Annotated in this window: 9 protein-coding genes; 4 read left to right on the forward strand and 5 right to left on the reverse strand. The window is 41.3% G+C overall.

Going from position 1 to position 14,463, the window contains the following annotated elements; all coding sequences use genetic code 11:
• Positions 1 to 4 precede the first annotated feature (4 nt).
• Together IPJ16_13685 and IPJ16_13690 are read left to right on the forward strand one after the other, a co-directional pair.
• Positions 5 to 1,984 carry a hypothetical protein gene (locus tag IPJ16_13685; GenBank protein MBK7628223.1) on the forward strand — a complete coding sequence of 660 codons (1,980 nt, stop codon included), beginning with the start codon at positions 5 to 7 and terminating at the stop codon, positions 1,982 to 1,984.
• A 150-nt stretch (positions 1,985 to 2,134) separates the two neighbouring features.
• Positions 2,135 to 4,207, forward strand: a complete 2,073-nt coding sequence (locus IPJ16_13690) for a glycoside hydrolase family 127 protein (GenBank protein ID MBK7628224.1) — start codon at positions 2,135 to 2,137, stop codon at positions 4,205 to 4,207.
• A 142-nt stretch (positions 4,208 to 4,349) separates the two neighbouring features.
• On the opposite strand, the gene IPJ16_13695 is transcribed toward IPJ16_13690, so the two are convergent.
• Positions 4,350 to 6,137 (reverse strand): aminopeptidase P family protein, encoded by a 1,788-nt coding sequence (locus IPJ16_13695; protein ID MBK7628225.1) that lies wholly within the window; start codon positions 6,135 to 6,137, stop codon positions 4,350 to 4,352.
• Positions 6,138 to 6,219: 82 nt separating this feature from the next.
• Between IPJ16_13695 and IPJ16_13700 the strand changes: the two genes are divergently transcribed.
• Entirely contained in the window at positions 6,220 to 6,411 is a 192-nt protein-coding gene (locus IPJ16_13700; GenBank protein MBK7628226.1) for a cold shock domain-containing protein, read from the forward strand.
• Positions 6,412 to 6,479: 68 nt separating this feature from the next.
• Here IPJ16_13700 and IPJ16_13705 read toward each other — a convergent pair whose 3' ends face one another.
• The 4 genes from IPJ16_13705 to IPJ16_13720 form a co-directional block, all read right to left on the reverse strand.
• The gene (locus tag IPJ16_13705) at positions 6,480 to 7,916 is read right to left on the reverse strand and encodes an NAD(P)(+) transhydrogenase (Re/Si-specific) subunit beta (GenBank protein MBK7628227.1); all 1,437 of its coding nucleotides are present in this window, start codon (positions 7,914 to 7,916) and stop codon (positions 6,480 to 6,482) included.
• Positions 7,917 to 7,947: 31 nt separating this feature from the next.
• On the reverse strand, positions 7,948 to 8,250 hold the full coding sequence (locus IPJ16_13710; protein ID MBK7628228.1) for an NAD(P) transhydrogenase subunit alpha: 303 nt from the start codon (positions 8,248 to 8,250) through the stop codon (positions 7,948 to 7,950).
• 119 nt (positions 8,251 to 8,369) lie between these two features.
• Positions 8,370 to 9,497: a Re/Si-specific NAD(P)(+) transhydrogenase subunit alpha gene (locus IPJ16_13715; GenBank protein ID MBK7628229.1), complete on the reverse strand. Its 1,128-nt coding sequence runs from the start codon at positions 9,495 to 9,497 to the stop codon at positions 8,370 to 8,372.
• Between the two features lie 81 nt (positions 9,498 to 9,578).
• Entirely contained in the window at positions 9,579 to 11,744 is a 2,166-nt protein-coding gene (locus IPJ16_13720; protein MBK7628230.1) for a DPP IV N-terminal domain-containing protein, read from the reverse strand.
• Positions 11,745 to 11,838: 94 nt separating this feature from the next.
• On the opposite strand from IPJ16_13720, the gene IPJ16_13725 reads away from it, so the two are divergent.
• Positions 11,839 to 14,367 (forward strand): zinc carboxypeptidase, encoded by a 2,529-nt coding sequence (locus tag IPJ16_13725; protein ID MBK7628231.1) that lies wholly within the window; start codon positions 11,839 to 11,841, stop codon positions 14,365 to 14,367.
• Positions 14,368 to 14,463 lie beyond the last annotated feature (96 nt).

Genomic DNA, 14,463 nt, shown 5'->3' on the forward strand with positions numbered 1-14,463 from the left:
TAACATGTATCTGAATTACAAGCACTTCCTTATACTTATCTCATTCCTTTTAGTTAACATGAAAGTTGCCGGTCAACCGACCGATACATCATCATTTGGTATTGATAGCAGGCTAAGTTTCTACTCATTTGAAAAAAACGGGGAGTTTCTGGTTCAGATTCCTGCTACTCTGGCTCAAAGTAATCTAGCTGTAGAAATTAACTCCGGCGGTACCACTCTGATTTCCTGGAAAGGAAAAGCATCCGGGACCATCCTCAGACTACCTTTCCCAATCACCTTTGCTCCTTCTGTTTATCAGATATTTGCTAAGATATCAGTTGCATGGAAACCAGGGTTTTTATATGTGGCTAGAACGGAATTAAAAGTTCTTCCATATAAATCGAATGAGGTAAAAACCGACAGGCTGACAGGCGGACTTATTGTGAACAGAAGGCAATTCTTTCCATTCGGATTTTATACTTATTCACCTGTCAGCCCGACTCTTCCTGAAGAAGAAATTGTTAAAGGTTTTAATGTAATTTCCCCTTACCAGAAGATACTGCCTGAAACGCTATCTGAGAGAAAAGCATATATGGACCGCTGTGCACAGATTGGAATGAAGGTTCATTATAACCTGCTCTCTGTATCAGGAGGTGGCGGAGTCGGATCTAAAATTGACAGCATCTCCGAAGAGGAGAAAAGAGCCAGACTGTTAAAAGAAATTGAATTGTTCCGGGATCATCCTGCATTACTCGCCTGGTATATTTCTGATGAACCAAATGGCAATAGAATACCTCCTGAGACAATTGAAGAAATTTACAATACAGTCAAAAAAGCCGATCCATGGCATCCGGTTTCAGTAGTGATTACAGCTCCGTTCATGCAGGCCCGGAGATACACAAAAGGCCTTGATATCTTAATGGCAGACCCCTACCCTCTGCCTGAACTACAGGCATCTTTCGTTGGTGATATTACAGGGCAATTGAAAGAACTTGTCAGTGGCAAAAAACCTCTATGGATCGTTCCTCAGGCCTTCGGCGGGGGTGAGATCTGGAAACGCGAACCAACTATACAGGAGATAAGATCGATGACCTGGCAGGCTATAATTAACGGAGCAGGCGGAATACAGTATTTTGTCCGCCAGGGACTTAATTATTTTCCAAAATCAGCAGCAGTATGGGGTGAATGCGGCAGGATAGCAGTGGAAGTTGCAGAGCTGACTCCATGGCTGCTTTCAGATGAGGAGACTATGCCGGCAGAAAGCTACTCTCAAAATGTATTAGTCTCTTCTAAAACACATGATGGACAGCTAGTTGTAATGGCAGTAAACAGGAAAAGTGAACCTATAAATGCGTCCCTGAGAATAAAAGGATTATCCAACACCAGGGCAAGGGTATTGTTTGAGAACAGATTCGTTCCGGTTATCGGTGGAGTGATTACTGATGAACTGGCTTCATTCGGATCGCAGGTGTACCTTATTGATCTGAAACCAGAAAAACAAACATTTGTTTCAGAAAAGAAAAACCTGTTATTGGATCCGGGATTTGAAGATCTTTCATCTCCGGGTGTCCCTTCTGCCTGTTATGCCCGTCCTGGTGGCGACAGGGGAGCAACATTTTTTACTGACTCAAGAGAGCATTTTGAGGGCAACCATTCGGTGCGATTAGTCACTCCTCAGGAAGGAAAAAGTGCGGCACTCAGGTTTTTCCCGTTTCAGGTTAAAGCCGGAGCTTCATATACAATTTCATTATGGGCAAAATCTGATCCGGAGCAGAGATTCTCAAAACAGGAAAATACTGGTCCACAGTACGTTGAAGTTTTACTCGGGGAATTCAGCCGTGCCAGATTTGTACCTGATAGTTCGTGGAAACGATTTGTAACATTTGTTACAATTCCAACAGATACCCTCGCTACATTTAAAACAAACCTTATACTTAAAATGCCGGGGCAAGGCGTTGCCTGGTTTGATGAAATAAAAGTCTTTGAAGAATTAAATAAAAAATGAAGAACTTACACAGAGAGACACTGAGAAAACACAGAGAGCCACAGAGTTAAAAAGAATAATGCTCCGTGTAACTCTGTGTAAGACTGAGCTTAGCGAAGTCCCGATAGCTATCGGGATCTGTGTAACTCTGTGTAACAAAAAAATAGTACTATGAATAAACTGGCATTTTTGATTCTTTTAGCTACAACAGTCTTGTTTTCAGGATGTTCAAAAGAGAAAGAAAACATCAACTACAAAGGGAACCCGGCTCCGTTAAAACAGAATGCTTACATAAAGCTTCCTCTCGGAGTTGTTAAACCTGCTGGCTGGCTTAAATCTCAGCTTGAGGCTCAGGCATCAGGACTAACAGGAAATGTCGATGATTTCTGGCCCGATCTTGTCAACTCTTCCTGGCGCGGAGGAGAAGGAGAAGCCTGGGAAAGAGGCCCTTACTTCCTCGACGGAATGGTCCCCCTGGCCTACCTGCTTGAAGATAAAGCACTTATTGAAAAATCAAATAAGTGGATCCAAAGCATAATCTCAAGTAGCAGAGATACCGGCTGGTATGGTCCGGCTAAAAACAAAGACAGATGGCCGCTGGCTGTTGCCAATAAAGTACTCATGCAGTATTATGAAGCAACAGGTGATACAAATGCACTGAATGTCCTAGAAAAGTACTTTCGGTACCTTCATAGTTCTCCCCCCGACTGGCCCGATAAAGACTGGAGAGGTGTGAGAGCAATGGAAAACGCTGTCACTGGCTATTGGCTTTATCGTCAGACAGGCGAGCCCTGGATACTTGAGACTATTGAATCTTTTAAGAAGAACAGTTCAGACTGGACAACATATTATGAAAAATTCCCGTGGGACTCAGCTGCATCGGCTGATAAGAAAATACCTCTTAACTGGGGACCGGAAGGATTGACTGCGCATGTTGTAAACAATGCAATGGCGATAAAGTATCCCGGCTTGTGGTACCAGCAATCGATGGACCAGAGATATAAAAATGCAGTATACTCAGGAATTAAAAAATATGATCTGAACCATGGCCAGGCGGGCGGCAGATTCTCCGGAGACGAACATCTTTCAGGAAAGAGCCCGGCTCAGGGCACTGAATTATGCTCAGTAGTTGAATATATGTTTTCCCTCGAGGAACTTTATGCCATATTTGGCGACAACAAGCTGGCTGACAGACTTGAGCTACTCACTTACAACGCTTTACCAGCTACAACAACCCCCGATATGTGGGCGCATCAGTACGACCAGCAATCGAATCAGGTTCTCGTATCAGGAGTAAAAAGAGACTGGAGCACAAACGGAGATTACTCAAACATTTATGGCCTGATGCCGAATTTTGCATGCTGTCTGGCAAATATGCACCAGGGCTGGCCAAAGTTTGTGGAAAGCATGTGGATGGCAACTAATGACAACGGGCTTGCTCTTGTTGCATATGGACCATCTGTGGTCAAAGCACTCGTCGGGAAAGGTGCAGAGGTAACAATTACCGAAGAGACCGATTATCCGTTCAGCGGATCAGTAATCCTTAAAATCGAAACGGCTAAACCTGTTAAGTTTCCATTGGAATTCAGAGTCCCCGGTTGGGCTGATTCATTAACAATTACTTATAAAGGTAAAACTGTTGTTGCTAAGGGAAGTTCAAACTACAGGCTATCAGAGAAATGGAAAAGCGGAGACAGAATAGTAATTGAAATACCTATGGAAATGCGTGTTGAAAAGAGATATAATAATTCAGCGTCGCTTCTCCGTGGCCCGCTCTATTTTGCTTTGAGAATTGAGAAGGAATATAAGAGTATAAAAATCAATTATGACAATTTCTCATACAAAGGAAGTGTGGATTGGGAAATCACTCCGAAAAGTGCCTGGAATTATGGATTATTGATTGATTATAAGAACATTAACAGAGGATTAAAACTGACTGAAAACAAGCCGGGTAAATACCCGTTTGCCGATAAAGGAGATATGGTATGGTCGGCTGATTCAGCAAAATACATTCAGGTTGAAGATGATGCTCCGCTTGTTCTGACCGCCAGAGGAATAAGAATTCCAGAGTGGACTTTAAAGAACAATTCAGCTGATGTTCCTCCGTTAAGTCCGGTTAAACCCGTTGGTGATCCGGAGGTTATTACCCTTGTTCCATACGGATGCACAAGATTGAGAATAACAGAGTTTCCTGTAATGGATATCTTTATGATGGAGGATGTTATGAGACCTTCTTCAAAATAGGAACTGACACAGAGTTACACAGAGGTATCACAGAGCTACACAGAGAAGACTGTAATAATATGATTTGGTTTTCTCTGTGGCTCTCTGTGGCTTCTCAGTGGTACTCTGTGTAACAAAAAAACTAAAAATAAATTCTAAGTTTTCAAATCTGACTTGTCTTTTCCCTTAGCCATTCCTTTTCTTCTTTTGAAAGATAAGGGCTTAGTTTTTCATAAACTTCAGAATGATAAGAATTCAGCCATTCAAGTTCTCTTTTATCGAGCAAAGAGAAGTCTATCAGATTCTTATCGATATAACATAACGAAACAGTTTCAAATCGCAGGAACTTACCAAATTCAGTCTCTTCATCTTCATTACAAAGTATCAGGTTCTCGATACGGATACCATATTCACCCTCCCTGTATATGGCGGGTTCATCTGATGTAAGCATCCCTGCTTCAATAATTGTTTTCTGATCGGTTGCAGCCGGACTAATGCTCTGCGGCCCTTCATGAACATTGAGACAGAACCCGACTCCATGTCCGGTTCCATGACCAAAATTCAGGCCCTGTTCCCATAAAGACTTACGTGCAAGAATATCGAGCTGGGATCCTTTTGTACCAGCCGGAAACTTTGCCATAGCCAGGCTTATTGTACCCTTCAGGACAAGTGTAAAATCTCTTTTTTGTCTTTCGGTCGGCCTGCCAAATACTATTGTCCTGGTAATATCTGTTGTACCATCCAGATATTGTCCCCCGGAATCAACAAGGAGAATTCCATCAGAACCAATAACTGAATCAGTCTCTGATGTTGCAGAGTAATGAGGCAATGCCCCATGTTCCTTATATGCAACTATTGATGAAAATGACGCCCCCAGATAGTTCTCCTGTTCCGATCTGAAATGAGTAAGTTTCTCCGAAAGAGAAAGTTCCGACATTGGTACAGAGTCGAGATTATGTTCTATCCAGAAGAAAAACCTGGTCAGGGCTACACCATCTTTTAACATTGCCCTGCCAATGCTTTCAATTTCCCCTTTATTCTTAACAGCCTTCATCCTCGAAGGAATACTTATGTCTTCCCTGACTTTCATCCCCCTGGGAACTGCATTGAAAAGCTCAGCTGATGTTGTTGAAGGAGTCAGCAGAATTGAACATTCCGCATTTAATGTTGAGAGCATGCCTGCTATCTCCTCATAAGGAAGAATAATAATCCCCAGCGAATCAAATTCTCTTGCCAGTTTAAAAGGTATTTTATTCTCGTCGACAAACAATAGGATCTGTGTGTTGTCAATAATTGCAAAAGACAATAATAAAGGACTGTATTTTAAATCATTGCCCCTGATATTCAGCAGCCACATTATGTCATCTGCAGATGTTAACAGATGATAATCCAGCTTTAATCGGTTCATTTCAGCATGCACCTCATCAATCTTTACAGATCGTTCTTTTCCGCATAATGAAACAGGATGATCAAATGCGGGAGAACCTGATACTGCAGGACGGTCGGTCCAAATATCTGAAATAAGATCACATTCTGTCTCTATTATTATGTTCTTTTCTTTTGCTAATCCCTCCAGTTTTCTCAGCCTGCCAATTGAAAATGTGCGTCCGTTCAGACCTGCCTTCTCTCCTGAAACAAGATTATCAACCAGCCATTCAAGAGAATCTTTCTTTTCAGCAGGTATGATCTTCATCAGTTCAAATCCCGATCCTGTTAGTTGCTTTTCGGCCTGAACAAAATATCTCGAATCGGTCCACAATCCAGCAAATGATTGAGTAACAACAACGGTTGAAGCTGATCCGGTAAATCCGGTTAACCATCTGTTCATACACCAGAAATCCGGAATATATTCGCCAAGATGAGGATCTGAATTAGGAATAATATACGCATCAATGTTATTCTCCTTCATTGAATTGCGCAAAGCGGCAAGTTTCTGTGCTGAATCGGGCATGACCGAAATTTAATTTATTGGATTTAAGAACAATATAAGGTTTTTAATGTTTACCTTGCACACATTAATTTAAAATCATATTATGAGCAACGGAACAGTTAAATTCTATAATGAGTCGAAAGGATACGGATTCATTAAAGACGCAAATTCTTCAAAAGAGTATTTTGTACATTCTTCAGGTTTAAAAGACAGCATCAACGACAATGATGAAGTGACTTTTGATCTTCAGGAAGGCAAAAAAGGATTAAATGCAGTAAATGTTAAACTAGCTTAGTTTATCAATTCAAATACATTTAAAATTTTGGTCCCGGCACGCGTGCCGGGATTTTTTTGTTATCTGAATCAAAGGCTCTTCACCTCATTAACAAGGTTTTGCAGTGTTCCTTTTGCATCACCAAACAGCATCCTTGTTTTATCATTAAAGAACAACATGTTTTCAATTGCTGCATACCCTTTGCCCATACCACGCTTCATGACAATTATATTTTTTGCATCACGGGCTTTGATTATAGGCATTCCGTAGATAGGACTTGAAGGATCATCCTCTGCAGCAGGATTTACAACATCATTGGCACCAATGACAACGAGTACATCGGTATTAGGCAGATCTGGGTTTATTTCATCACTCTCAATGAGCTGTTCATAAGGCACATCTGCCTCAGCGAGTAAGACATTCATATGACCGGGCATACGTCCGGCTACCGGATGAATTGCATATTTCACTTCCACACCCTTTTCTTCGAGAAGCTTATCGAGTTCGTGACAGATATGCTGGGCCTGAGCTACTGCAAGACCATACCCCGGGACAATCACAACTTTTCTTGAAAAGCTAAGAAGCACGGCAGCATCTGAAAGCGAGATCTCTTTAACAGATCCGACCTCAGTGTTATTTGCCTGTCCCCCTCCGCCAAACACCCCGACAATAACATTAAGCAGCGAGCGGTTCATAGCCTTGCACATCAGTATTGTCAGAATTGTACCTGCAGATCCTACAAGTATTCCACCGGTAAGCATAGCCTGGTTGTTGTAAAGGAAACCGCCCATGGCAGCAGCAACACCGGTAAATGAGTTCAGCAAAGAAATAACAACAGGCATATCAGCACCGCCAATAGGCATTACAAAAAGGACTCCGTAAATTACTGCAATTACAAACATTGTATAAATCAGAGGCATGAGTTCGGAAGCTGTCTGTACCTCGCGCGTCATTATATATACAACAAAACCTATTAAAACTGCAAGAATAGTAAGGTTCACATACTTCATCGCCTTTATCCGCATGTCGCCGATCCAGCCATCCAGTTTCCCGAAAGCTATCATACTTCCGGCCCATGATACAGTACCGATTACAAGTCCGAGAAGAATTGCAAGAACATGACCGTTTGCCATGCCTGTCCTGGCAACAAGTTCTGCACTGATATTCGGAAACTCCATCATCGAGATGAGGGCTGCTGCTGCACCGCCCATACCATTAAACAGAGATACAAGTTGTGGCATAGCGGTCATTTTCACACGTTTGGCAACTAACCAGCCTATAATAGTCCCAACAGCAATTGCAGCTATAATGAGACCAATATTCCCAATCGGCTTCCCGTCTTTCTGATGAAAAAGTATCGTAGCAATTATTGCAAGTACCATGCCAACAGCAGCAAGAATGTTTCCTTTACGGGCAGTAAGAGGATGGCTAAGCATTTTCAGTCCGAGTATAAACAGAACCGACGCAATGACATAAATAATCTCCAGAGTTGAGATGCCAAATGAGAATTGAGATATATCGTTCATTATATTGATCTTTATCATTTTACAGGAAAGACTATTTTTTCTTTTTAAACATTTCAAGCATTCTGTCGGTTACGACAAATCCTCCGACAACGTTCAGGGTTCCAAGAACAACTGCCAGAAACCCGAGAATCATCGATCCTGTAGTATCTGCATGACCCATTACAATAATAGCACCTATGATAACTACACCATGGATGGCATTGGCCCCCGACATTAACGGTGTATGAAGGATTGCGGGAACATGACTTATCACCTCAATGCCAAGAAATATTGAAAGGATAACTATGAAGATAGCCTCCCGGTGGACTAAGAAAAAACTCAGAATGTTTTCCATGATATACTATTTAAAATTCAAATTCACTTACCCTTTAAGAATTTCGGATTTCGGATTTTTGATTTCGGATTTTGTAGGATTAGGTTTTCGATCCGCAATCCGCAATCCGACATCCGCAATCAAACACCCAGCATTTGTCTGACTCTCTGACTTATATACTCCTTACCGTGTACTGCTGTGGTTCCGTTTATAATGTCATCCTGCATGTTGAGGACCAGTTTCCCATCTTTATCTACCATTATCTTCAGGAGGTTTATGATATTGCATCCAAACATTTTGCTGGCATCAGTCGGCATATCTGATGGATAATCAGATTTACCTATAATGTTTACCCCGTGAACTACAATATTTTTGCCATTCTCGGTGAGTTCGCAATTACCTCCTGTTGAAGCTGCAAGGTCTACTATTACTGACCCTGGTTTCATCGAAGCAACAGTCTCCTTAAGCAGAAGAATGGGTGCTTTTCTGCCGGGGATCTGGGCTGTTGCAATAACTACATCCGCGACAATAGCTCTTTGCTGAATCAATTCCTGCTGTTTTCTCTTAAACTCTTCCGACTGTTCAACAGCATATCCTCCTGCGGCTGCATCCTCCTTTGCTCCTTCAACCTCAATAAACTTACCTCCCAGACTTTTAACTTCCTCCTTCACGGCTGACCTTACATCAAAAACCTCGACTACTGCACCTAGCTTTCTTGCTACAGCAATAGCCTGTAAACCAGCCACTCCTGCCCCCAATATTAATACTTTTGCAGGTTTAATGGTACCGGCTGCAGACATGAACATCGGAAAGAATCGCGGAAGAAGTGATGCTGCATCAAGTACTGCCTTGTATCCCGATACAGTAGCCATCGATGATAATATATCCATCGACTGTGCCCTGGTAGTCCTTGGAACAAGATCGAGTGCGAGAACGGTTAATCCTTTGAGTCTTGCTTTCTCTAGCCACTCCCTGTTTTCAACCGGATTAAGCACTGAGCATAAAACCTGTCCTTCCCTGAATGAATTAATATCATCATTCAAAGGAGGATTAACACATAATAGCATATCTGCTTTAGAAATAACCTCTTTCCGTTCTGCCATAGCTGCACCTGAAGCCTTAAAATCCTTATCCGCAGAAAAAGCTTTTTCACCTGCACGAAGCTCAACAATCACTTCAATGCCCATCTTTTTCAACACAGCAACCTCTGCAGGCAGAATAGCTACCCTGTTTTCAGTTCCTGTTTCCTTTAGGATGCCTATTGTCATTAGTTTTGAGTTTAGAGTTAAGAGTGACTAAAGTTTATGTTATTAAAGTCTTCGAATATATTAAACAAAATCTTATTCTCTCTACTTTCCGAAGAAATTCCTCATCCAGAAGCTATTCTGCTCATTTCTCGAATGAAAAGCCTTGGCTCCGCCCCATCCATGACGCCCGCCCGGATACATCATAAACTCAAACTTTTTGCCTTCATCCTCGAGTCGTGAGATAAGATAAATGGAATTCTGCATATGTACATTATCATCCATATCACCATGGGTCATATATAATTTCCCTTTGTAGTTCTTAACAAATGTAAGTGTCGAACTCTCCCTGTAGCCTTCAGGATTATCCTGAGGAGTATCCATATATCTTTCTGTATAAACATTATCATACAAACGCCAGTCAGTAACTGATGATCCTGCAAACCCGTGTGTCCAGTAGTCAGCACCTTTTGTAAGAGCCAGACAGCTCATATATCCGCCGTATGAACTTCCTGTAATACCAATCTTGGCAGCATCAACAAAAGGTTTTTCCCTGAGCCACTTTACAGCATCTGCGTAATCAAGGATCTCCCATTTTCCCAGGTTACGATACATATAATCAAGTCCCTTTTTGCCAAACTGACCTGAGCCGCGATGATCAACAGTAAAAGTAATTATCCCATTCAGCGAATTCCACGATGGAACATTACCCGGCCATCTGTTTGCTACATTCTTTGAATCGGGACCACCGTAAATTGCAAATACTACAGGGTATTTTTTCGAAGGATCAAAATTAACAGGGTAGGTAATAATTGCAGGCATATTGAATAGTCCGTCAGATGTCATTATCTTAACTAATTCGGCTTTGGAATTCTTTGAAGCATCAAAGACCGGCTGTTCAAACCTGTAAATCTCCTTCAGCAGCTTTCCGCTTTTATTGTATGCAACAATTGATCCGGTACTTGAGATACTGTTCCATGTATCAATAAAATATGAGCCTTTGGGTGAGATACTTATGCTGTGAGTCCCGTCACCTTTTGTTATCTGAAGCAGATTTTTGCCATCAAGACCTACACGGAACGCATGATTATCAGTTGATTCGTTACCAGTAGCTGTGAAATAAACTACTTTAGCCGTTTCATCAACTCTCTCAATACTGTTTACTCTGAAGTCCAGATTCGTTAATTGTGCAATAAGTTGACCGTTCCAGCCATAATAATAAAGATTCTCCCAGTCGTTTTTATAACTTTTCAGAATGAATCCTGTACCATTTTCCATAACATAGGTTGTTTCATAGAATTCAACCCAGGTTTTCCGTGTTTCATTGTATATCTGAGAGAAATCACCTGTTTCGGGATCAGCCAGAATTATCTTCAGATCATTCTGATCGCGGTTAAGTACCTGAATAGCAAGCTTTTTACTGTCGGGCGTCCAGAATGGCCAGGCAATATATTGGTCTGTATTATAATCTGTCTTAACCCAAACAGTTTTAATCGTTGAAATATCCGCAATACCCATTTTTACTTTCGGATTGGGGTCACCGGGTTTTGGATATGGAGTAGCTTCAATAAGACCATGAATACCATCTGGTTCATCAAGCCTGTTAAGGGTAAAAACCGGAACAGGTGTATCATCAGTTCTCAGGTAAGCAATTTTCTTCCCGTCAGGTGACCACCAGAATGCAGCATAACGGCTGGCTCTTCCGAGGATCTCTTCCATATAAACCCAGGAGGCATATCCGTTATATATTTTATCTGTAGCATCCGAAGTGATCCTGATCTCTTTATTGGCATCAATATCAAAAACATAGAGATCCATTTTTTTGGTATAGGCTATCATTTTCCCATCGGGTGAAAACCGCGCATTAACTTCAGCTTCCTTATCGCTGGTTAGTCGGCGGAGCTCTTTGTCTCCCACAGCAAAAAAGAAAAGATCATTTTCTTTTGCAATAACTGCTCTTTTTGCATCCTGACTTACAGCATCAGTCATTGCAAGAGTTATACCCTGAGGAAGAGATTGTACAAGAAGCTCCCTGTCTGACTTAACTGCAGGGATAACTGTTCCTTTACCTGTCTTAATATCAACACTCTGAGTTACAAGGTTTTTATCCGAATCAAATGTCCTTATTATATAATGAGAGTCATCACTCCATCCCAAAACTGCCACCTGGCTTACACTTCGCTGGGGCATCTGAGCAATAACGAAGTGTGAGTTAATGGAAAATGATAAGATTATTATAATAACATTCTGTAATGTAAATGCTCTCTTCATAAGTAGTCAGTTAATAATGTGATTATTCGGTATAGGGTGGCAAAAATAAGAAATTTAAATTTATATTTATCCCCCTCAAACCAATTAGAAAAATATGAAAAGGATGCTTCTGGCTTTCCTGGTTTCAATGCTTATGATTCCGGGCTTAAAATCACAGACAATTAAATCTCCCGATGAATTCCTCGGATATGAACTCGGGACACAATTTACTTATCACCATAAGGCAGTCGAATACTTTAAATATATAGCTGAAATATCTCCGCTGGCTGAGTATCGTGAATATGGTTTAACCTATGAAGGAAGACCGCTTGGAGTATGTTTCATTTCTGCAGAAGAGAATCTTTCAAAACTTGAAGAATACAGAAAGAATAACCTGATAAAAACAGGCTTGATGAAGGGTGAGTTTACAGGGAAACAGATCCCATTTATCTGGATGAGCTATAATGTACATGGAAATGAAGCAGTTGGAATGGAAGCTGCGATGAAAACACTATACACTTTAGTTTCAGGAAACTATAACGGCGTTACAGATTACCTGAAAAGCAGCATAATCATTATTGATCCCTGCCAGAATCCTGATGGTCATGAACTCTACACTAACAGGTACAGGAATTCGATGAGTAAGACAATTAATCCCGATGTAAATGCCCTCGAGCACAATCAGGGATGGCCCGGGGCACGTTCTAATCATTATATGTTCGATCTTAACCGCGACTGGACCTGGCAGACACAGGCTGAAACGCAGCAGAGACTTGCCCTTTATCGTCAGTTCATGCCACAGGTTCACGCCGACTTTCATGAAATGGGTCCTGAATCAACTTTCTTCTTTGCACCCGGAGCCGATCCATGGCATGATGTAATAACACCATGGCAGAAAGAATTTCACAAGCTCATGGGCAGAGGTAATGCAAAACTTTTCGATGAAAAATTCAGACTCTATTTCACAAAAGAGAATTTCGATCTGTTCTATCCGAGTTATGGCGATACCTGGCCAATATTTAATGGCGCAATGGGATTCACTATTGAACAGGGAGGAGGAGGTGTTTCCGGTCTGGCTTACAAACAGGAATCAGGCGATACGCTTACCCTGACAGAAAGAATTGATGGACACTTCACATCATCAATGGCTACACTTAAAGTCTCATATGATAACAGGGAAAAACTTGTAACAGAATTTAATAAGTATTTTGAAGATAACACAAAAAACCCTACGTTCAAGTACAAATCTGTTATTATAAAAGGTACTAATGAGAAATCCAATATAACAAGTCTGTTACAGCTGTTCGACAAGAATCAGATCCAGTATAATTATGCCGGAAACAACGGTAAGAAATTCAAAGGTTTTGATTATTCTTCTAATAAAGAAGGTGAGGTAACGATTGAAAAGGGAGACATCCTTATTAGTGCATACCAGCCCGAATCACATTTTATGTCGGTATTGTTTGAGCCCGACAGCAGAACAACAGACTCTTTAAGCTATGACCTCACAGCCTGGGCACTTCCGTATATTTATAACCTGAAAGCTTTTGCTCTGACAGAAAAAATCGCAGCAGATACAGGAAAAGTCGGACAGAAAATTATAGTAAACGCTCCCGGAAAAGCAGAAACATACGCCTATGTTGCAAATTACCAGGGGTTTGATGAATTGAAATTTGTAGCAGCTCTTTATAACAAAAAGGTCAAACTAAGATACTCCCTCAAACCGTTCTCCCTTAATGGAAACAGCTTCAACCGTGGAAGTATTATTGTGACCAGAGGTGATAATAAGCAACTTGCCGGTGATTTTGATAAAATCATCACCGAAGCAGCTAATACCTGTCAGGTTAAACTGGTTCCTACAACAACCGGACTTGTTGACTCCGGCAAAGACTTTGGATCTGGTTACTCCCCTCTTATGAAACAAAAATCAGTGGCACTTCTCTGCGGAGAAGGAACTTCATCAAGCTCAGTCGGAGAGCTTTGGTACTTCTTTGAAAATGAACTTAACTACCCGTTGACACTAATAAATACTACAACAGCAGAAAGCGCAGACTTAAATGATTATGAGATACTTATTCTAACTTCAGGTTCTTATACAAAACTTAAAGACACAATATTAGACTTTGTCAAACACGGAGGAAGGGTTATAGCACTTGAAAACGCCATGTCTGTGTTTGCAGGTGAGAAAACAACTTCCCTTGCAAAAGCGATTGAAACAAGAACTGCAGAACAGAAAGCTGCTGAGAAGAAGGTGAAAAGTGACGATACTACTCTTCTTAAAAAATATGAGTATGAAGCTGAAAGAAGATATTCTCTTTCCGATCGCTCAGCAGGAAGTATCTATAAAGTAAAGATTGATGATACTCATCCGTACGCCTTCGGTCTGGGTAAAGAGTGGTTCATAATGAAACGTACTGCCGGTTATCCATACCTGACAACAGGTAGCAACATAGGATATATCCTTGAAAAAGAACCTGTTTCAGGCTTTGCCGGATTCAAGTATAAGGATAAAATAAAGAATACCCTTGTTATCGGCAGTGAGAATATCGGATCAGGTGAAGTTGTTTACATTACAGATAATCCTTACTTCAGGGGATTCTGGAAGAGCGGTAGAGTGCTTGTGGGCAATGTGGTTCTGAGGTGAAAGACGGGAGACGGGAGACCGAAGACCGGAGACCGAAGTAAAGAAAAGAGAAGGGGTGAGGGGAGAAAGGGTGAATGGGAGATTTACTCCGTGAAA

It is taken from the genome of Bacteroidales bacterium, assembly GCA_016709865.1.
Taxonomy (GTDB): domain Bacteria; phylum Bacteroidota; class Bacteroidia; order Bacteroidales; family VadinHA17; genus LD21.

What these genes read in the sequence shown, in the direction of transcription:
- IPJ16_13685 (MBK7628223.1), top strand. Translation starts at nt 5, where the DNA reads ATGTATCTGAATTACAAGCACTTCCTTATACTTATCTCATTCCTTTTA.
- IPJ16_13690 (MBK7628224.1), top strand. Translation starts at nt 2,135, where the DNA reads ATGAATAAACTGGCATTTTTGATTCTTTTAGCTACAACAGTCTTGTTT.
- IPJ16_13695 (MBK7628225.1), bottom strand. Translation starts at nt 6,137, where the DNA reads ATGCCCGATTCAGCACAGAAACTTGCCGCTTTGCGCAATTCAATGAAG.
- IPJ16_13700 (MBK7628226.1), top strand. Translation starts at nt 6,220, where the DNA reads ATGAGCAACGGAACAGTTAAATTCTATAATGAGTCGAAAGGATACGGA.
- IPJ16_13705 (MBK7628227.1), bottom strand. Translation starts at nt 7,916, where the DNA reads ATGAACGATATATCTCAATTCTCATTTGGCATCTCAACTCTGGAGATT.
- IPJ16_13710 (MBK7628228.1), bottom strand. Translation starts at nt 8,250, where the DNA reads ATGGAAAACATTCTGAGTTTTTTCTTAGTCCACCGGGAGGCTATCTTC.
- IPJ16_13715 (MBK7628229.1), bottom strand. Translation starts at nt 9,497, where the DNA reads ATGACAATAGGCATCCTAAAGGAAACAGGAACTGAAAACAGGGTAGCT.
- IPJ16_13720 (MBK7628230.1), bottom strand. Translation starts at nt 11,744, where the DNA reads ATGAAGAGAGCATTTACATTACAGAATGTTATTATAATAATCTTATCA.
- IPJ16_13725 (MBK7628231.1), top strand. Translation starts at nt 11,839, where the DNA reads ATGAAAAGGATGCTTCTGGCTTTCCTGGTTTCAATGCTTATGATTCCG.